Genomic DNA, 19,674 nt, shown 5'->3' with positions numbered 1-19,674 from the left:
GTGGTCCCGGCTACAAAACTGAAACCCGAATGCCATGTTCAGGCATAACGGAGGAGACACAGATGCGAATCGTAGATGCAGGCGTGCAGGCCGAGGTCAGGACCGGCGTACGCTGGAAAGTTTTTCTGATCATGCTGATGCTGATTTCGATCAACTATGTGGACCGGGCTTCACTGTCCGTGGCCATGCCCCTGATCGCCAAGGAGTTCCATCTTGCCCCTGCAGTGCAGGGACTGATTCTCAGTTCGTTCTTCTGGACCTACGCGTTCATGCAGATCCCGGGGGGGATGCTGGCTGACCGTTTCAAGCCGCGCATCGTGATCGCGTGCGCTACTTTGTTCTGGGGCTTCTTTCAGGGCATTGCTGCCGTCTGCTCAACGGCTACTGCGCTGATTCTCACCCGACTGGGCCTGGGGGTTGCCGAAGCACCGATCTACCCGGCCGGCGGCAAGCTCAACGCAATGTGGATGACGCGCCACGAACGCGGCCGCGGGGCGACTCTGCTTGACGGTGGCGCCCCGCTGGGGGCTGCACTCGGTGCGATCATCATTTCCGGGCTGATCAGCGAGTTCGGATCCTGGCGCACCTCCTTCGTGGTGGCCGGTGTGGGCACCATGCTTGCCGGCCTGTTTGCCTGGTACTACATCCGAAACAACCCGAGCGAGCATCCGGCAGTCAATCAGGCAGAAGCTGACTATCTCGAAGCGGCCCTGCAGGAAGAACACCTCAGCGAGCCAGTTGATGCCAGCGGACGTAGCCTTGATTTTTTCCGGTACCGCTCGGTGTGGGGCATGTTCTTCGGCTGGATGTGCTTCAACTCGTTGTTCTACGGCTTGCTCACCTGGATGCCGAACTATCTGAACAAGGTACACGGCTTCAATATCCAGCAGATGGGCGGAGCCAGCTTCGCGATCTTCTTCAGCGGTTTCGTTGGTGAACTGATCGGCGGATGGATCGCCGACAAGTGGAAGGCGGCCGGCGGTTCGCCCAATCGCGTGATGCGAACTCTGTTCGCCATCGCCGCCATATCGGCCACGGTATCGATTTTCTCGGTGGCTTATGTCGGGAATCCGGTGACGGTCGTGATATTGCTTGCATCCACGTTGTTCTTCCTGCGCTGGTGCGGTCTCTATTGGTGCCTGCCGTCCATCCTCGGCACGCGCAACAAGATCGGCTTTCTCGGCGGGTTGATGAACCTGGGCGGCAATATCGGCGGAATCCTTGTTCCGATCATTGTTGGCCTGATCGTGCAGACCACCGGCTCTTACTTTCTGGCCTTGATGTTTTTCGCTGCCGCGGGCGTAGGACTCTTAGTCTGTTCGACGCTTATCGACTATGAACGCAAGCTGCCAGTCTGAGCCGAGCTCTTTTACCTTCCACAACTGATTACTGACTCCATCATGAACAAACGCGTCCGGATCGGCATGCTTACCCCGTCGTCGAACACCGCGCTCGAACCGATCACAAGCGCAATGGTGGCCCAGCTGCCCGGTGTCAGCGTCCATTTCTCGCGCTTCACGGTCACCGAGATCTCTCTGTCCGAGAGGGCGCTCGGCCAGTTCGACACAACCAACATCATTCAGGCCGCCAGGCTGCTGGCCGACGCGAAAGTCGATGTGATCGCCTGGAATGGCACCTCATCGGGCTGGCTCGGATTCGAGACAGATCGCCGTCTGTGCCGCGAGATCGAGGAAGCGACCGGTATCCCGGCGACCACGTCGGTGCTGGCACTGAACGAGATCCTGGACAAGGCCGGCGTGAAAAAATTCGGTCTGGTCAGTCCATACCTGAAGGAAGTTCAGCAGAGGATCGTCGCGAACTACCGGGACAAAGGCATCGACTGCTCTTCCGAAAACCATCTCGGGCTGAAGGTGAACTTCCAGTTTTCCGAAGTAACCGAAGATACGCTGCGCGCACAGATCCGTGAGGTCGCGATGCACCGCCCGGAGGCGATCGTTACCTTCTGCACCAACCTGCGCGCCGCGCATCTTGCCTCAGAAGTCGAGCAGCACCACGGTATCCCGTTCTACGACACCATTTCCACCGTCGTATGGAAGTCGCTGAAGCTCGTCGGCTACGATACGACCCGGCTCGCGGGCTGGGGCCGGCTGTTTTCCGAAGTCGCATGAGGGACCTGCCATGACGACAATGTACGACCTGGTAATCCGTAACGCCGACGTGGTAACCGCGTCCGAGCGCTTTAACTGCGATATCGGCGTGAAGAACGGCATCATCGTCGCGCTGGGCCGCGACCTTGATGCAGGAAGGCGGGAACTCGACGCCGCCGGCCTGCTGGCGTTGCCCGGCGGTATCGACGCACACTGCCATCTCGATCAGCCGATGCCTGACGGGCTGAAGATGGCTGATGACTTCTACACCGGTACACGTGCTGCCGTGTGCGGCGGCACCACGACTGTGATCCCCTTCGCGGCGCAGACGAAGGGGCAGTCGCTGAAGGCAGCGGTCGACGACTACCACCGCCGCGCCAACGGTCGCGCGGTCACCGACTATGCGTTCCACCTGATTGTTTCTGATCCAACGCCGGAAGTGCTGGAGCGCGAGTTGCCAGAACTGATCGCGGCCGGCTATACGTCGTTCAAGATCTACATGACCTACGATGACCTCAAGCTCAGCGACCGCGAAATCCTCGAGGTGATGGATGTTGCGCGGCGCAACCAGGCGCTCGTCATGGTGCATGCGGAGAATTCGGACTGCATCGCGTGGCTGACAGACAAGCTCACCGAAGCCGGAAAGCACGCGCCAAAGTATCACGCGGTATCGCGGCCAGCGGTGGTCGAGCGAGAGGCGACGCACCGTGCGATTGCCTTCTCCGAGCTCGTCGACGTGCCTATCCTTATCGTTCACGTGTCGGGCGAGGACGCGATCGAGCAGATTGAATGGGCGCAGCGGCGCGGCCTCAACATTTACGCCGAGACCTGCCCGCAGTACCTGTACCTGACCGCCGGAGACCTCGGCCATGAGGACGGTTATCACGGCGCAAAGTGCGTTTGCAGTCCGCCGCCGCGCGACGCGTCCAGCCAGAAGGCTGTGTGGAGTGCGCTAAAGCGTGGCGTTTTCAGTGTGTTCTCGTCTGACCACGCGCCATTCTCATACGACGATCCGCAGGGCAAGAAGCCCGGTGGCAAAGAGGTATCGTTCGAGCACATCCCGAACGGCATTCCTGGCATCGAGACCCGGTTGCCGCTGCTATTCGATGGTGTGAGCCGCGGCACGCTGTCACTGAACAAGTTCGTCGAACTGACATCACTGAACCCCGCCAAGCTGTACGGCCTCTACCCGCGCAAGGGTACGATCGCGGTGGGTGCCGACGCCGACATCGTGCTGTGGGACCCGCACAAGCACGTCACTATCGGCAACGACGCGCTGCACCACAACGTCGACTACACGCCCTATGAGGGCCGAAGTGTACAAGGCTGGCCGAAGCACTGTCTGTCACGCGGCGAGCTGCTGGTCGAGAGCGGCCGCTATCTCGAGCCGGAGGCCGGTCGGGGCCGCTTTCTCGCCGCTGGCAAACCGCAGTTCGTCGACCTCTGAGATCGGAGAGCAGCATGAAGATACTGGTGATCAACCCCAACATCTCCGAAAGTGTCTCGACGCTGATTCATGCGGAGGCGCAGCGCAGCGCCTCGCCTGGCACGGAAATCGAGGTCGCGACCGCACCGTTCGGAGTTGCATACATCGAGACACGCTTTGAAGCACTGGTCGGCGGGTACGCGAGCGCGTGCGTGGCGGCCGAACGCGATGGCACTTACGATGGTGTCGTGGTCGCAGCATTCGGTGACCCCGGCCTCCAGGGCATCAAGGAACTGATTGACGTGCCGGTAGTCGGCCTGACCGAGGCCTCACTCATGACCGCGGCGACGCTTGGGCAGCGCTTCTCGATTATTGCGATCTCGCCGCGAATCAAGGCGTGGTACCGCGAGACTGTCGAGCGCAGTCATCTGGCGAGCCGGCTCGCCAGCATCCGCGCGCTCGAGGAGCCGTTGCGCGACATCGGCAGCGTGCAACAGGATTACGCCGGAAGACTGAAGACACTGTGTAACCAGGCGGTCGACGACGACGGTGCCGACGTCATCATCATCGCCGGCGCTCCACTCGCGGGGCTCGCGCGTGAGATCCATAACGAATTGCCGGTGCCGGTCGTCGATGGCGTGTCGAGTGCGATTACCCAGCTTGAGGGCCTTATCCGGCTAAGTCCAAAGAAAGCGACGAAAGGCAGCTTCACTCATCCGCCAGTCAAGCTGAACCGGGGCCTGCCCGAACCGCTTGAACGGCTGCTGAACAGCAGACAGAGGGACTAATCCGCGAGTGCCACGGCAGCCTCTCAGTCCGGCGGTGATGAGAGGCTCACACAACCACAGTCGACAACGGTCCGTTTGATTCAGTCGGTGCGAGTTGTTGGAGGAACGTGCCATGACGTTGTTCGATCGTGGCGACTCCTGCTGCAGAGAGATCTCAACGATACGATGTATTGCCGCTGCGCGACCACGGGCATCGCTCAATGCCTCAATGTCGAAGCGGTGAACGACTGGTCAGGGAAGGGCCTGCCGGACCGAGTGCAGGCGGGGATGTCCGTTGAATCCAGAAAGCTGCCATCGACCAGTTGAATCCGCCGTCGACTACGGCCGCTCGCGACCTCGCGGCCGGCACCCGACCTGAAATTTCGGCATACCATGGTTGGCACTGGTGCAGGCTCTGGTAACTTCGACGGGACCCGCACGGATGCCCGTCGACTCTGCAGCGCGGATCGCGGAGCGTGATGATCGAGCGCGAGACAAGGAGGGTCCACGATGCGCGCACGAAGTGTGAGCCAGGGGCGGCGCGATTTTCTTCGCAGGTCGGGTGCGGTGCCGTCCACGTTGCTGCTGTTGGCGCTCGGAAAATCCGACGAAGGCCGGGCCGACGCAGTTTCACCGACGCCCGCCTGCGACGACGGTCATGGACCGACGCCGCGGCAGACGGCGGGCCCGTTCTTCCTGCCGCACTCGCCGCAACGCGCCTCGCTGCTCGAACCGGGGATCAATGGAACGAAGATCGTCCTGACCGGGCAGGTGCTGTCGACACGATGCAGGGCGGTGTCCGGGGCTTTGCTCGATTTCTGGCACGCCAATGACGCCGGGGAATACGACGTCGAGGGGTTCCGGCTGCGCGGTCACCAATTCGCCGACAGCGAGGGACGCTATCACCTCGAGACCATCATGCCGGGTCTGTATCCGGGACGCACACGACACTTCCATGTGACGGTGCAAGCGCCGAACGGGCCCACCCTCACGACCCAACTTTACTTTCCGGGCGAGCAGCGCAACGCTCGCGATTTCCTGTTTGATCGCCGACTACTGATGACGATCGACGACCACGGAGGGCGCAAAGCAGCCCGGTTCGATTTTGTGCTCGCGTTCGCGTAGCGCGAGTCACGGATTTCGATGGTGCGCGCGATTTCATTCCGGTCAGCCGAAGACGCCCGCGTCGAGATCTCTCGTGAAATGCTGTAGCCAATTGCTTTCATCGTATAACGGGGATTCCTTCGTAACCTGCCCAACTGCAGCCGTTCGACTTCATGCTCCGACGGTCATTCAAACGTCAGCTACGCAGCGGCAGCAAGCGATCACAGAATCGGCCATAGCCAAACGATGCCGACGTTCCGCAAGGAGATAGTGCTTCAGCCATCAACACCAAAGAGATCAAGACTCGAACGACGAATTCAGGCGCTACGGCTTGCACTCAAAACCTGGTGTCCTAGTTGAATGATTTCTTTGACCAGCAGATCCAGGTCATCGCGACGGGTTCGGTAGTTGCAGATCGCGACCCGTAGACAATGCGCTCCGTGCACCGTTGTGTCGGACAAGGCCGCGATGCCGGCCTCCTGAAGCCGCAACATGATCTCGATGTTGAGCGCCTTCAATGCTTCCTCTGCTATCCCCTTTGGGTGATATCGGAAGCACACGATGTTGATGTTCGTTGGCGCGACCAACTCAAGAAGGGGCTCGGACTCGATCAGGCCGCTAAGGTAGTGACCCTGCGCGATGTTCTGATCGATCAGACGGCCGAACTTCTCGACCCCATGCTCCTTGAGTGCCATCCAGACCTTCAGCGCACGGAAACCTCTAGACGTCTGCAATCCGTACTCGTATAGCCAGGGTGCCGACGCGATTCCGCGCGGCGTCGGTTCCAGATATTCCGGTGTCACCGCGAATGCGCCTCGATGGGCAGCGGCGTCGCGAACAAGGGCGCAGCCCACTTCAAACGGTGCGTGCAACCACTTGTGAGGATCGACGGCGATGGAATCCGCACGCGCGATGCCCGCAACGCGATATGCATTGTCGGGAGCGATCGCAACCAGCGCGCCGATGCATCCGTCGACGTGCAACCAGAGGTTCTCTTCAGCGGCCAGATCCGCCAGCGCCATCAGATCGTCGATCGCGCCGGTATTGACTGTCCCAGCCGTTGCGATCACGCAGGCAGGCTGAAATCCCGCCGCCCGGTCCTCTGCGATCGCAACGCGCAGGGCGACGAGATCGATCCGCAGTTCGGCGTCTGTCGGGATGCGTCGCAGCGCCCGGTTTCCCATCCCTAGCGCTTCCATGGCCTTACGATGGCAGCTATGCATCTGGTCCGAGCCATAAAAGCACAAGGGTCGCTCAATGGCGGCTACACCATGCTCGCGCACGTCGATTCCGGCCTTCGCGTTGCGCGCCACTGTCAAGCCAATGAGGTTGGCCATTGAGCCGCCGCTGACCAATGTGCCGCTGGCCGAAACTGGAAAGCCAGTCATCTCCTTGCACCAGTTGACGACTTGCTGATCCATCAGCGCCGCCGCATGATTGCCGCCGCCAAGGTTAGAGCCCTGGATGGCCGCCAGGAAATCTCCCAGTGCCCCGGTGAAGTTGCTTGCCCCCATATACCAGGACCAGAAGCGCGGATGCACGTTGCCCAGCGGAAAGGGCAACAGGTTTCCGGCAAGCTCGTGATAAATACTTTCCACCGACGCCCCCGACCGTGGCAGCGCTTGCTCGAATGAGGCCTTGACCTCCTCCGGCATGGCTCGCCACACCGGCCGGCTGCGGACGTCGCGCAGGTAGTCAACGGCATCGTCGATGATCTGATGGGAGAGTGCCCGCACGGCTGTCCAATCGTCCGGATCGAGCGTTTCCTCGAATTGAGGCCGGATTCCCGGGATAGAGGGCAATCCGGCGGCTTCGTACTTTTCCATGGCGGTACCTGTTCGTTCAAGGAGTGGCGCGTTCGCGTCACGAAAGCCGTGCTCAGGATCTCAGGCCCTATCGCGCGGTAGCGGCAAATCCATGACAGTGGTTCGCGCCTGCATGGGTGAAGGATTGGCGAACGCTGCTATCTGTTCGGCGTCTTTGCCGGGCGTCCCAGTCAATCTTCAGCCTCGCGAACTATTCGATGGAGGATGTCGTCTGCCGGGGCAACACCGCGAATCAGGCGGACCGATTCCCCGGCGAACACACTTGCAAATTCTATGTTGCGCGGACGCCATTCGCCTGATCCGGCGTCAGATCAGCCTCTCACGCCACGCACGGACCGCCGGCCGGGTTGGTTCGGTCAGTTCAAACTGGACAGGGCGCTGTGTCTTTCGCTGAACGAGTGCCGGCAGGCGTCGAACAAGCGCACACGCGCTTGTGTATGAGGTGCCCCGTCATCAACGGACTTCATCGCGACTTGTATCGCCTTTTTCGGTCAAATTTCCTTTCCCGAATTGCAATGTTTGCATCAATTGCATTCATACACGCGAACTACATCCTATAGTTGCTTAGCGAGGAACTGAAAGCGGGTAAAGCCGCTGCTCTGCCACTAGGCACTGCATCGCTATGTGGTTTTGTCGGGGTCGAGTCGCGTCGGCGAATCGACGCGCTTGTCGAACAGAGGCAGGCATTGCGGCACGGTCGAAACGGAGAAATCAAATGGCTATCTCCCGCTGTTTTCATAAATGAAGCCTGCGTTCGCAATCTGCGTATATGCCCTCGCACTGATCATCGGACTCACTCTTTCCGGGTGCGGCGGCGACCAGTTGTCCACCGAGCCGGGCTATGCCACGGCGGCTCGCCCACAGATCAATCAACTGCTCACGGACACGCTGACGGCCGGCGCCGTCGTGTACGTGCAATCACCCAGCGGCAACTGGCTCGAATCGTTCGGCACCGCGATCCGAGGCACCAACACGCGGATTCCCACAGACGCGCACTTTCGCGTCGGCAGCGTGACCAAGACCTGGACAGGCACCGTGATTCTGCAACTGGTGCAGGAGGGCAAGCTGAGTCTGAGTGACCCTGTCAGCAAGTTCGTCGCGAACGTGCCCAACGGCGACGCGATCACGATCGAGCAACTCCTGTCGATGCGAGGCGGCCTTTACAACTACACGAGGGATCTCGCCTTCAATCAGACGCTCGATGCGCAGCCGAACAAAGTGTGGACCACTGGCGAATTGCTGGACATCGGGTTTAGCCAGCCGGAGGATTTTGCGCCGGGCACTGCCTTTGGCTACTCGAACACGAATACAGTGCTGCTCGGGTTCATCATCGAGCAACTTACGGGAATAAGCGCCGCCGACGCGATGAAAGCGCGCCTCTTCGCGCCGCTCGGTCTAATCGATACCTTCCTGCCGTCGCAGAACGATACGTCGCTGCCGGCGCCCGCGCCGCACGGCTACCAGTGGGGCACGAATGCCGAGACGGCCACGAGCGAGGCGCTGTCCCCCGAGCGCCAGGCGGCCGCGAAGAACGGCACGCTGCAGCCAACTGATGTGACTGGCGTGAGCACGTCGTGGGCCTGGACGGCCGGCTCCGGCATATCGACTGTGAAGGAGCTGGCCGCATACGTCCAGCGGATGGTCGGCGGCGGCTATCTGAATGCCGATTTGCAGGCGAAGCGGCTGGCCAGTTGCACGCCGGTCGTGCCGTCGGATCCGAACTCTGCGAGTTACTGCCTCGGCCTCGCGAGGTTCGGCACGTTCTATGGGCACACCGGCGAGATTCCCGGCTTTAATACGTTCATGGGATACGATCCGATGACGCAAACGACCATCGTCACATGGGCTACGAGCGCCCAATCGCCCGATGGACGCGCGCCCGCCAATTCGATCGCGCAAATTCTGATGGGAGAGCTGAGCAAGGTTGCAGAAGTGCCGGACGAGGGTAGGCCTTGATCTGCGCTTGTCGAAACTCAAAAGATAAATCGAGTCTGGAGACCTGCGATGAACGCGACAACTAACCGGCAGTGCAAACGCTGGGCCGTGATTGCAACTGCAGTTCTGCTGGTGTCGTGCGGCGGGTCGGTCAATTCGGATACGGCGGTCCCCGATTCGATCATGCAGGTGATGCAAAAGCCTGCCTATAAAAATGCGACCTGGTCGATGCAGGTGGTCGATCTCGACTCCGGGCGCGTGATCTACGATCTCAACTCCAGCGCACAGCTGTTCATTGCTTCGGTGCGCAAGGTCTTTTCCACCGGCAACGCGCTCAATGCGCTCGGCGCACAGCACCAGTTCGTCACGCCGGTCTACCGGCAGGGCACAGTCGACGCAAGCGGCGGCACACTCAACGGCAATCTGATTCTGGTTGCAAGCGGCGATCTGACGATGGGCGGCCGTGCCAATCCCGACGGCACGATCGCGCTCACCAACTTCGATCACAACGAAGCCAACTCGTTAGGCAATGCGGGGCTGTCCACACCCGACCCGCTCGCCGGGTACAACGCCCTTGCGGCGCAGGTGGCCGCTGCGGGCATCAAGACGATCAACGGCGATGTCGCGATCGACGACCGTCTTTTTGAACCGTTCGACTTTCGCGGCGAGTTCGACGTGCGGCCGATCTTCGTCAACGACGATCTGGTCGATGTCACGCTCAATCAGAGCGCGGAAGGCTCGGCGGTTCCATTCGACTGGCGTCCGAAGTCGGCGGCGTTCGCCGTGCAATCGACTCTGACGACGGGCAGTGCGACGTCGGCGCTGGACATCGAGCTCAATCCGGAGCCGCCGCTGTGCATCGGGGTGCCGAATTGTGTGGGCAATGTGAGCGGCAACGTGCCGGCGGGTCTCGTGCCCATTCTGACCAATGCGTATCCGCTTGTCCGTACGTTCCGCGTGACCGAGCCGTCCAACTACGCGCGCACGGTATTCATCGAGGCGCTGGCGCGCGCGGGGGTGACGGTGACGGCGGCGCCCGTCGCGGCCAACCCCGTGCAGTTGCTGCCCGCGCAAGGCTCGTATTCGAGCGCGCAGCAGGTGGCGCAACTCACGTCCGCACCGTTCGGGCAGGACGTTCGGTACGTGAATAAAGTCAGCTACAACATCGGCGCCGACGTGAGCCTGATGCTGTTCGGTCTCGCGAAGAATGGGTCGACGACGATGAGTGCCTCGCTCACAGCGGAACAGAGTGAGCTGTCGTCGACGTTCAACATTTCGCCGAGCCAGTATCACTTCATCGATGGAAGCGGCGGCGGCGACACGACCGCGAATGGCGCGGCTGTCATTGGAATGCTGCGCGGCATGCGCTCGAAGCCGGACTTTGCGACGTATGTCGATTCGATGCCCGCCTTGGGTGTCGATGGATCGCTCACGACGATCACGAATTTCGAAGCCGACGCGACGCTGGCGGGCGCGAAAGGCCAGGTGCATGCGAAGACGGGCACCTACGTCGGAGTGAATGCGTCCGCGCCGACAACGCCGATCCTGAAAGGGCAAGCGCTCGCCGGCTATATCGACGCGAAGAGCGGCCGCCGGATCGCGTTCTTTCTGACGGTGAACAATGTCCCGATCACGGGTATCCCTGACGTGCTGACCGCCTTCCAGGACGAAGGCACGATTGCGGCGATGCTCTGGAAGCTGCAATAACGTCGCCGCTCAGTATTTCGAATAGACGATGCCGAGTATCTGCGCTTCGTCGTCGAAGACGTCGAGCGTGTCGGTGAGCGCGGTGACGGGGCCGGCATTGTTGACGAAGAGCGCATACGCGAGGTGGCGTCCACTTTTGGCATCGATGTAGCCCGCCATGTTCATCGCGATCATCTGGCCGTTGGAAACGGTCGCGCCGCTCTTGACGAAGATGTGCTCCTTGCCCTCTACATTCTTGTCGATGGCCGCGAGAGAGCCGTCGACGCCGAGAATCGGCAGGGCGTTCAGATACGCTGTATAGATCGGCAGGCGGCTCATCGCGCTCAGGAGCGTCGCGGTCGTGCGGGCGGTCGCGCGACTGTCGGGCGTGCCGCTGCCATTGCTCGGAAAATCGAACCCCGCACCGTCGAGGCCAAGATTGCCCGTCAGACGACACGGCGATGCGTCACACGCCCGTTTGCCAACATCGCGTAGATGTCGGCGACGCCGCTGCGCGTCGGATACTGGGGCTCAACGGACCTCTATCGTCGCCCGGTGTGTATTTTTCGGCTAGCGCGAACTTCACCGGCGTCTGAGCGGTTGATTTCTCGTTTCACCCGAACGTGCCCAGCCCAGGGTCACGAATGAATCTGGTGTGCTTGAACTTGCGGTCGCTCTGGTTTGATGCCCATGAAGCGGACTACACTTCAATTCGAGTTTGATTGAAAAATGGGAAGGCAAATAGCGGACGTGGACCACAGCGGCCGAAATTTTGCTGGGTGACTACGCAGGTTTGGCGGACGCCACCCTTCCTTCGTGAGCAGATCGATGGCACTGGCGTGCGCAAATGCCGGTCCTCTACTGGAGACGACCATGAAAAAGGAGAGAAAGACGGCTCGGCAAATTCTGGCTGAAAACCCTCGGGAAGTGATCTCGGTCGGCCCCGCTGACTCAGTGCTAACGGCGCTGCGTTTGATGGCCGACCAGGATGTCACCACCGTGCTGGTGTTGCACAGCAGCGATCTTGTCGGCATCCTGTCCCAGCGCGACTACGCCCGCAAGGTCGAACTGGTCGGCCGCAGCGCCGCCGAGACGAAGGTTGACGAGATCATGACTACCCAGGTGCTTTACGTCACGCCCGAGCACACCTGTGAACAGTGCCTGGCGTTAATGCATACGCGGCGGATCCGGCATCTGCCGGTCATCGATTCCGGAGAGGTTATCGGCGTGCTATCCAATAGTGACGTCCTCGAGGAACTGATCGTGGAGGACGAACATTTCATCAGCATGCTCGAGCATGACATGCTCTACCTGACGATCGATACCGGTGGCGCCTATTAAGCGCTTCCAATGCGCGACGGGCATTGCAAGGCTGCATGACTGTTTCCAATGAGCTGATTCGAGGAGTCAAATCGCTTGGCCTATGCCGAGTTCTCGTCGCACCACTGGATCGCCCAGCGCTGCGCCGCCTCGATAGCGGCTGCGTCGGAGGGGTCGTCGCCGAGATCTCCCGACCATTTGACCTCGATGGTGTCGCCGCCCACCAAGGCGCGCCGGTAAATTTTGCACGGGCGTAGTAATGGCCGCCTTCATCAAGAGGCGACGCGTCGATACGGAAGTCCTTGTAGTTGAACTATCGGCGACGCGATCACCTTGACCCGTGATCGTGCTCGCCGGGATATATACCTCACGCACAAGAGCGACGAGAGACCGTAGTCGACTCATCACCGACGATTGCATGCAAGAGTTGCGATTGCTGGATTCACTTCCCGCATTTGCTTCACATACTGATTCGACTTCGTATGCAAGCTTCGATTGGAGGAAACGAACTAGCGAGATGGCGCCGTCGATGCCTTGGCGCGCAAAGGTGCTGCGCGCACAATGGGCGGTGCTCCGTGACCACTACATTCGGCATCCTTCCGACGCACCCGGATCAATGCATCAGGGATGGCTGTACCTCGCTGTCCAGTCGGCCTTCGTTACGCCCGGACGTCCCGCGTCCGACGAGCCATTCACACGCAGTCGAGGGCGACTCTGCTCCGCGTGCGGTCGCCCCCGTATTAACGTTGCGAGTAGCGACAGTGGAAATTAGCTGAAGGACGAGCCGTGTTGCGAATGTGGCAAAGAGATGCAAATCATGGCCATTTCGCTTGTTGCCGGCATATCTGAACTGTAGGCTTTCGTTTCCGCGGACGTACCCCGCGTTTTGTGTGTTAAGTAGCCGTAGGCAAGTCCTGCGGCTTCTTTTTATGCGAACGCCGGAAAGAATCCCCAAGGCCTGGATCAAGAAATGTTCTGGTGCGGCGTTCGATGTTGTCGAGATTTCGAGCGACACGGACAAGTGCTTCCCCTTGGCGTCGGTCGGCCCTTGGCTTCGAAGTCGTCCAGTTGAAGCAGCAGACAATCCACCGCGCAGAGTTGGGCGCGCGTCAGGTGAGTCGCATCCAGAAGCTCGTGGAGCCGTCCGCGCCAGTATTGAGGCGGCAGGATTGGCCTGCCGAGGTCTCCTATCAATGACGGCATCATCACGCGTGCAATATGCGCGATGCTCTGATCAAGGAACGTTCCCATGTGCGCCCCCATATCTGCTTTTGGCCTGCGACCGATTGCTTTACGTCTGATAAATACTGTAGGCCAGTTTTCGCGATATGCCAAATATTGGGATAGATGCCGGTAGTTCTCAGGTAACGGTCTCGCGAGCCGTATTGGCAGTTGACGAGCGTTCGTACCCCCGTCAGCCGCGCCAGATATTCGTCGTTCACGCTCCTTGCCATCACCTAAGATATAAGCATGATCGCGACAAGCAAGGAGACGGCCATGGTCGAGTCCATTTCGGGGATGCTGCTTGGGGTGATCGTCCTGATCGTGGCGGCAATCCTGGTTGCGGAGCACTACAGACGCGAACATCACAGGAATCGGCAATTCCGATGGCTGGATACGCACCCTATGCGCGACTGGTTACACCGCAGGCCGTGACGCAGGAACGAAAAGCCCCGCGCGAAGCGGGGCGGATCAGTGAAACTGGTAGCGATTTTGCCAGTGGCTGTGCACGTGAAGGGAGCGCCGGTCTGCGTCGATCACCGGGGCGATAACCGGACCCATTGCAGCCCTTCAGTGAGCTTCTCCGAAAAACGGCCGTTCACCCTCCCGACTGCAAACGCTCACCGTAGGCCCCCGAGCGACCCATCGTCTAACGTTTAGCTCCAGCCCGACGAACGGTGGGGCCAGCGAACACTGGATGAAGTTGTACCTTCGTTCGTCCACGACGTACCCGCAGCAAGCCGAGGCCAGATCGAGATGTCGGCGTGCGGGCTTTGTCGACGTTCACAGCCTATGTCAAACATGGGCCACCACCAGTAACGATGCGATGAGCGTTCTGTTCATGTTTTGCAGTGACGCGCGGCGGATGTCGTTTCGGTGGCCGCGCGGCGGCATTAGCTGCCGAAGAAAACGTCGCAGAAGCTGACCGGACCGACGCAGGAGGAAGTCGCCGCCTTCGCATGTGTTGGGGCACCAGCGTCGGATGCGCCGTGCTGGGCTACGCCGCCCACCGCTTCGTTTGCAAGATGACTGCCGTCCTGTGCGGCAATCTTCGCTTCAGCTGCCTGAATATTGGCGGGGTAGTCTGCATCGGCGCTATGGGACGGGCTGTAGCCAGCCTGTTCGACGCGGACGAGGTCGGCGCGTACCTCGGCACGCGTCAGCTGGGTCGGGGAGCTTTGCGCGAAACTCAGGGCGGGGCTGGCGAGGGCGCTAATGGCGAGGGTGAGGCAAACGAGCGTCTTCATGATCAATCTCCTTCAATACGTACGGTGGTTCCCGAGAGCCGGGCATCTGTGATGGGTCTGGTGCGTTAGCTGCCGAAGTACGGCGTGCAGAAGCTCACCGGACCAACGCAGGCCGGCGTGGTCGTCCGGCCTTGGGCGATGCGGGTGTTACCGGCCGCTTCCCGGTGGCCGGCGGCGCTCGAACCTGACGTGTCGGCACCCGTACCGCCTTGCTGCTGCTGCTTGAGTTGGGCGACCTGTTGCGCAAAGATCGGATTGACGTCGGGATACGACGTGTCTGTCACGAAACGCAGGCCGTTATTTTCTGCCTGGATCAGCTCCTGGCGGACCTCCGCGCGGGTCTTCTCCCCGGCGGACGCGTTGGTGACAATGCCGGCCGAGGCAAGGACGATCATGGAAAGGCCCAGTACAAACCGCTTATTCATTTCGCACTCCTAATGCAATGGCAAGGAAAAAGGGAACTGTTACATCGAGGCGAACACCCGAAATCAGTTTCTATTCCGCCTTTGCCCAAATCGCGTCAGCCGGATCTGCAAGAAACCACGCAGGTCAAAATTGGGGCGCGGTCAGGCAGCCGTTCACGCCCGAAGTTGAAGCAAATCTTTCGGGCGCGGCGCTTGAAGGAGCGAGTTTTTATTTTGACTCCAACTTCATTGCGGCGGACGTTTCGGATCGCCACCTTGACGGCGCAGCGGTGGATGGGAATGCTTTCTCAAACTCGTGCAGGCGCAACGGGCATCCGCCATATTCTTGGGTTCCCCTCGAATTGCAGCCGTCCGGCGAGAGCGAAGCACATCACTTGCGGGGCTGGATGGTCGCCAAGGCGAGTCCCGCTCCTGCGAACGCGCACGCTGGCTTCGCCCAACCCTCCTTATCGCGACAAACCCTCGTCAACGCGGCGAGGAGCGCGGCCGTAACCTGCTTCACCGTGTCGAGGCACTCGATTTCTGCCGATATTCGCTCGGCGACTCGCCAGTCCACTGCCGGAAAGCGCGCGCAAACGTCTTTTCGCTTGTGAAGCCAATCGACAGCGCAATCTGCTTGATCGAATGCGTGGTGCGGCATAGCTGCTCAATCGCCCGCTCGCGTCGCACCGCATCCTTCAGCGTCTGCAGCGTCGTCCCTTCTTCTTCCAGTTGACGATGAAGCGTGCGCACCGACACGTTCAGCGCGTCGGCCAGCGCCGCAGCGGTGTGCGGCTCGCTCGGCCGGGCAATCATCAGCGCACGCGCACGGCTGGCCAACAGCCTATCGCGCCGGTACTGCAACACGGTGAGCGGCAGCGCGTGCTGCAGCATCGTGCGCAGCGCACGTTCGTCGCGACGGGGCGGCAACGCAAGGTACTGGGCGGCGAAGCGCATGCATGCGCGGTCCCGGCCGAAGTGCACCGACCCCGGGAAGATCAGCGAATGGACGGTGCTGTGCGGCGGCCGCTCGAACGGGAAATCCGTTTCGATCAGCGGAATGCGGGAGTCAATCAGCCAGCACGCGTACCCGTGCACGTAGCGCAGCACCGTAACGAGGCAGAACTCGCGCAGCGCGCCGAACTGCCGTCTTTCTTCGATCGAGAGGGTGGCGATGCCGTCTGCGACTGTCAGGGTCGGCAGGATGTCGTCGGTGAGCAGCCGATGGTGCCGGCACCAGCGTTTCAGCGCGACGCCAAGGTTCGGCGAAGTCAGCGATGCGCGAGCCAGCAGGCCGTAGCTGCCCCAGGGCAGTCGGCGCGAGAACCAGCCCAGCGCTTCGTCGTCGAGTTGCTGCATCGCGACGCGGCACAGCGCTTCGAATTGCGCCGCTGTCACGCGGGCGCCAGGTTCGCTCAGCAGCGCTGGCGCAATTTGTGCCTCGCGCAGCGCGTCCGACGGATCGGCGCCGTATTTCTCGTAGCCGAGCAGCACGGCATTCACGAATGCCATTGGGGTCGCGGCGCGATCGATGCGCGGCGCGCGTCGGGAAGAGGTGGCGGGCATGGCGCTGTCGGGGCTGGCGCAAGTTGGCACGATAGGCTACCACAACGGCAGAACATGCGCGCCGCACTCGCCTAAGCTGATACCGGTGAATTGCACGTATATCGAAGTGACATGAGGAGACTAGCCATGAGCCAACCAACCGGCTCGCCGCCGGGTAGCGCGCCGCGAGACAACCTGTCGCACGTGCGGGGATCGACGCAATCGCCGTTGTCGAGCGCCACCATCGCCGCGCTGCTGGCCGATACCGTGTCCCGCTTCGCCGATCGGCCCGCGGTCGTGTTCCGCGAACAGAACGTGCGCTGGAGCTGGGCCGAGTTCAGCGCGGAAGTCGATCGGCTGGCCGCGGGGTTCGCGTCGCTCGGCCTGCGGCGGGGCGACCGGCTCGGCATCTGGTCGCCGAATCGCGTCGAGTGGCTCGTCACGCAGTTCGCGACCGCCCGCATCGGCGTGATCCTGGTCAATATCAATCCGGCCTATCGCTTGCAGGAACTGGAATACGCGCTCAACGCGTCGGGCTGCCGCGCGATCGTCTCTGCCGAACGGCTGCGCACGTCGCAGTATCTGGAGATGCTGCAGACGCTGGCCCCGGAGCTGGCCGCGAGCGAACCCGGCAAGCTGGCGGCGGCGCGTCTCCCTGCGCTTGAGTGCGTGATCCGGATGGGCGAAGAGCGCACGCCCGGCATGCTCGGCTACGACGAGGTGGTGTCCCGCGGTGCGTCGATGCTGGATCGGCAATCGCTCGACGACATCACGGCGTCGCTCGGCTGCCACGATCCGATCAACATCCAGTTCACCAGCGGCACGACCGGCAATCCGAAGGGCGCGACGCTGACGCATCACAACGTCGTCAACAACGCGCGCTTCGTCGCGCAGGCGATGCGCCTGGACGAGCGGGACGCACTGTGCATTCCGGTGCCGCTCTATCACTGCTTTGGCATGGTGATGTCGGTGCTGGCCTGCGTGTCGACCGGCGCGAAGATGGTGTTCCCCGGCGAGGTGTTCGACCCGTCGGCGACGCTCGCGGCGGTGTCGGACGAGAAGTGCACCGCGTTGCACGGTGTGCCGACGATGTTCATCACCGAGCTCGACGTGCCCGAATTCGCGCAGTACGACCTGTCGACGTTGCGCACCGGCATCATGGCCGGCGCGCCGTGCCCGATCGAGACGATGAAGCGCGTCGTGTCGCAAATGAACATGCGCGAGGTGACGATCGCGTACGGGATGACCGAGACCTCGCCGGTGTCGTTTCAGAGCAGCACCGACGACCCGCTCGACCGGCGTGTGGCGACGGTCGGCCGTGTGCAGCCGCACCTCGAGGTCAAGATCGTCGATGTCGACGGCAGCGTGGTGCCGATCGGTGAGACCGGCGAGCTTTGCACCCGGGGCTATTCGGTGATGCTCGGCTACTGGGGCGACGAAAAGCGCACGCAGGAAGCCGTGCGCGACGCCTGGATGCGCACCGGCGACCTCGCGACGCTCGACGCTGACGGCTACTGCAACATCGTCGGCCGGGTGAAGGACATGCTGATCCGCGGCGGCGAGAACGTGTACCCGCGGGAGATCGAGGAGTTCCTGTTCCGCCATCCGAAGGTGCAGGCAGTGCAGGTGTTCGGCGTGCCCGATTCGAAGTACGGCGAGGAGATCTGCGCCTGGATCATCCTGAGGGCGGGCGAGCAGGCCACCGATGACGAGATCCGCGACTTCTGCCGCGGTCAGATCGCGCATTACAAGATTCCGCGCTACATCCGCTTCGTCGACGAGATGCCGATGACGGTCACCGGCAAGGCCCAGAAGTTCGCGATGCGCGAGCGGATGATAGAGGAGCTCAAGCTCGTGCAGGACCGCCCGAACTGATGGCGGTCGCCGGCGCGTTGTGTCCCGTCGGCGTCTGATTTTTGGGCGCGCGGCGTGCGTCAAGCGTGTCAATCTTCATCGACAGCAACCATCTTGCATGGGACCAGAGTAAGACGCTAAAGCGTCAACTACGGCGACCATCTTGAATGGGACCAGAGTAAGGCGCTAAAGCGTCAACTACGGCAACCATCTTGAATGGGACCAGAGTAAGACGCTAAAGCGTCAACTACGGCGACCATCTTGCATGGGACCAGAGTAAGACGCTAAAGCGTCAACTACGGCAACCATCTTGCATGGGACCAGAGTAAGACGCTAAAGCGTCAACTACGGCAACCATCTTGAATGGGACCAGAGTAAGACGCTAAAGCGTCAACTCTGGTCGACAGGAGACTTTCATGGTTCAGCTATCCGGCCTCGCGTTCGATCCCGGTGCAGGCACGGGCGAAATCCGGCGCAAGCCGGTCGGGCGCGAGCGATACCCGCAAACGGTGCGAGGCGGCGATGTGCTCTCTTGACACGTTATTCGCGAACAACCGCGCATGGGCGAATCAGCGCGTCGCCGATGATGCGGACTTCTTCACCCGGCTTGCGGCGCAGCAATCGCCGCGCTACCTGTGGATCGGCTGCTCCGACAGCCGCGTACCCGCAAACGAGATTCTCGGGCTGGCACCCGGCGAGGTATTCGTGCACAGGAACATCGCCAACGTCGTCGTGCATTCGGACCTCAACTGCCTGTCGGTGCTGCAGTACGCGGTCGAGACGCTGAAGGTCGAGCACGTGATGGTCGTCGGCCACTACGGCTGCGGCGGTGTGCAGGCGGTCGCCGAGCACCGCTCGACCGGACTGGCCGACAACTGGCTGCGTCACATCGAGGACATCGCGAACCGGCACGACGCGCGGCTCGACGGCTGCGACGACGCGGAGCGCAGCCGGCGGCTGGTCGAGCTGAACGTCATCGAGCAGGTCGCGAACGTGTGCCGCACGACGATCCTGCGGCGCGCGTGGTATCGCGGCCAGCGCGTCGAAGTGCACGGGCTCGTCTACGGCCTCGCCGACGGGCTGCTGCGGCGGCTCGGCGTGAGCGTCAGCGGTGGGCAATCATGGGACGAGCGCTATCGCGCTTCCCTGCAGAGCCTGAGCTGAAACTTCTGCTCAAGGCACCAGGGAACGGGACACGCAGGTCGCCGACGCGGCCGGGTTGCTGGATTTC

Annotated in this window: 16 protein-coding genes and 1 pseudogene; 11 read left to right on the top strand and 6 right to left on the bottom strand. The window is 61.5% G+C overall.

From position 1 onward, the window contains the following. Positions 1 to 62 precede the first annotated feature (62 nt). The 5 genes from FVF58_RS38755 to FVF58_RS38730 all read left to right on the top strand — a co-directional run bounded on the left by FVF58_RS38755 (position 63) and on the right by FVF58_RS38730 (position 5,426). Entirely contained in the window at positions 63 to 1,358 is a 1,296-nt protein-coding gene (locus tag FVF58_RS38755; RefSeq protein WP_149674952.1) for an MFS transporter, read from the top strand. A gap of 42 nt (positions 1,359 to 1,400) precedes the next feature. Beyond that, positions 1,401 to 2,129 (top strand): maleate cis-trans isomerase family protein, encoded by a 729-nt coding sequence (locus FVF58_RS38750; RefSeq protein WP_149674951.1) that lies wholly within the window; start codon positions 1,401 to 1,403, stop codon positions 2,127 to 2,129. Between the two features lie 10 nt (positions 2,130 to 2,139). Next, positions 2,140 to 3,555, top strand: coding sequence for a dihydropyrimidinase (gene hydA / locus FVF58_RS38745; RefSeq protein ID WP_149674950.1), 1,416 nt, complete (start codon positions 2,140 to 2,142; stop codon positions 3,553 to 3,555). A 14-nt stretch (positions 3,556 to 3,569) separates the two neighbouring features. Continuing rightward, the gene (locus FVF58_RS38740) at positions 3,570 to 4,322 is read left to right on the top strand and encodes an aspartate/glutamate racemase family protein (protein WP_149674949.1); all 753 of its coding nucleotides are present in this window, start codon (positions 3,570 to 3,572) and stop codon (positions 4,320 to 4,322) included. A 558-nt stretch (positions 4,323 to 4,880) separates the two neighbouring features. Next, a complete protein-coding gene (locus FVF58_RS38730) occupies positions 4,881 to 5,426 on the top strand; it encodes a dioxygenase family protein (protein WP_246217386.1) in 546 nt (181 codons plus the stop codon). Between the two features lie 296 nt (positions 5,427 to 5,722). Here the strand turns inward: FVF58_RS38730 and FVF58_RS38720 are convergent, their stop codons facing one another. Continuing rightward, positions 5,723 to 7,231: a pyridoxal phosphate-dependent decarboxylase family protein gene (locus tag FVF58_RS38720; RefSeq protein WP_149674947.1), complete on the bottom strand. Its 1,509-nt coding sequence runs from the start codon at positions 7,229 to 7,231 to the stop codon at positions 5,723 to 5,725. A gap of 741 nt (positions 7,232 to 7,972) precedes the next feature. Here FVF58_RS38720 and FVF58_RS38710 point away from each other — a divergent pair. After that, the gene (locus tag FVF58_RS38710) at positions 7,973 to 9,187 is read left to right on the top strand and encodes a serine hydrolase domain-containing protein (RefSeq protein ID WP_149674946.1); all 1,215 of its coding nucleotides are present in this window, start codon (positions 7,973 to 7,975) and stop codon (positions 9,185 to 9,187) included. A 48-nt stretch (positions 9,188 to 9,235) separates the two neighbouring features. Further along, the gene (locus tag FVF58_RS38705) at positions 9,236 to 10,873 is read left to right on the top strand and encodes a D-alanyl-D-alanine carboxypeptidase/D-alanyl-D-alanine-endopeptidase (protein ID WP_149674945.1); all 1,638 of its coding nucleotides are present in this window, start codon (positions 9,236 to 9,238) and stop codon (positions 10,871 to 10,873) included. Between the two features lie 9 nt (positions 10,874 to 10,882). Here the strand turns inward: FVF58_RS38705 and FVF58_RS38700 are convergent, their stop codons facing one another. Continuing rightward, complete coding sequence (locus tag FVF58_RS38700; protein ID WP_149674944.1) at positions 10,883 to 11,302, bottom strand: D-alanyl-D-alanine carboxypeptidase; 420 nt, start codon at positions 11,300 to 11,302, stop codon at positions 10,883 to 10,885. Between the two features lie 423 nt (positions 11,303 to 11,725). Here FVF58_RS38700 and FVF58_RS38695 point away from each other — a divergent pair, with 423 nt between their 5' ends. Continuing rightward, a complete protein-coding gene (locus tag FVF58_RS38695) occupies positions 11,726 to 12,193 on the top strand; it encodes a CBS domain-containing protein (protein ID WP_149674943.1) in 468 nt (155 codons plus the stop codon). Between the two features lie 80 nt (positions 12,194 to 12,273). On the opposite strand, the pseudogene FVF58_RS38690 reads toward FVF58_RS38695, so the two are convergent. Then, positions 12,274 to 12,464 (bottom strand): annotated as a pseudogene (locus FVF58_RS38690) (hypothetical protein). 1,205 nt (positions 12,465 to 13,669) lie between these two features. On the opposite strand from FVF58_RS38690, the gene FVF58_RS51845 reads away from it, so the two are divergent. Further along, complete coding sequence (locus FVF58_RS51845) at positions 13,670 to 13,828, top strand: hypothetical protein (RefSeq protein ID WP_188131070.1); 159 nt, start codon at positions 13,670 to 13,672, stop codon at positions 13,826 to 13,828. 458 nt (positions 13,829 to 14,286) lie between these two features. Here the strand turns inward: FVF58_RS51845 and FVF58_RS38680 are convergent, their stop codons facing one another. From FVF58_RS38680 to FVF58_RS38670, 3 genes are all read right to left on the bottom strand, one after another. Then, positions 14,287 to 14,643: a DUF4148 domain-containing protein gene (locus tag FVF58_RS38680; RefSeq protein ID WP_149674975.1), complete on the bottom strand. Its 357-nt coding sequence runs from the start codon at positions 14,641 to 14,643 to the stop codon at positions 14,287 to 14,289. A gap of 62 nt (positions 14,644 to 14,705) precedes the next feature. After that, entirely contained in the window at positions 14,706 to 15,065 is a 360-nt protein-coding gene (locus tag FVF58_RS38675; RefSeq protein ID WP_149674942.1) for a DUF4148 domain-containing protein, read from the bottom strand. 498 nt (positions 15,066 to 15,563) lie between these two features. After that, positions 15,564 to 16,556, bottom strand: a complete 993-nt coding sequence (locus FVF58_RS38670; protein WP_149674941.1) for an AraC family transcriptional regulator — start codon at positions 16,554 to 16,556, stop codon at positions 15,564 to 15,566. Between the two features lie 180 nt (positions 16,557 to 16,736). Here FVF58_RS38670 and FVF58_RS38665 point away from each other — a divergent pair, with 180 nt between their 5' ends. Next, a complete protein-coding gene (locus FVF58_RS38665; protein ID WP_149674940.1) occupies positions 16,737 to 18,464 on the top strand; it encodes an AMP-binding protein in 1,728 nt (575 codons plus the stop codon). A gap of 501 nt (positions 18,465 to 18,965) precedes the next feature. Continuing rightward, entirely contained in the window at positions 18,966 to 19,607 is a 642-nt protein-coding gene (gene can / locus FVF58_RS38660; protein ID WP_149674939.1) for a carbonate dehydratase, read from the top strand. The last annotated feature ends 67 nt before the right edge of the window (positions 19,608 to 19,674 follow it).

It is taken from the genome of Paraburkholderia panacisoli, assembly GCF_008369935.1.
Classification (GTDB): Bacteria; Pseudomonadota; Gammaproteobacteria; order Burkholderiales; family Burkholderiaceae; genus Paraburkholderia; species Paraburkholderia panacisoli.
This window is presented reverse-complemented; position numbering and strand designations above follow the sequence as displayed.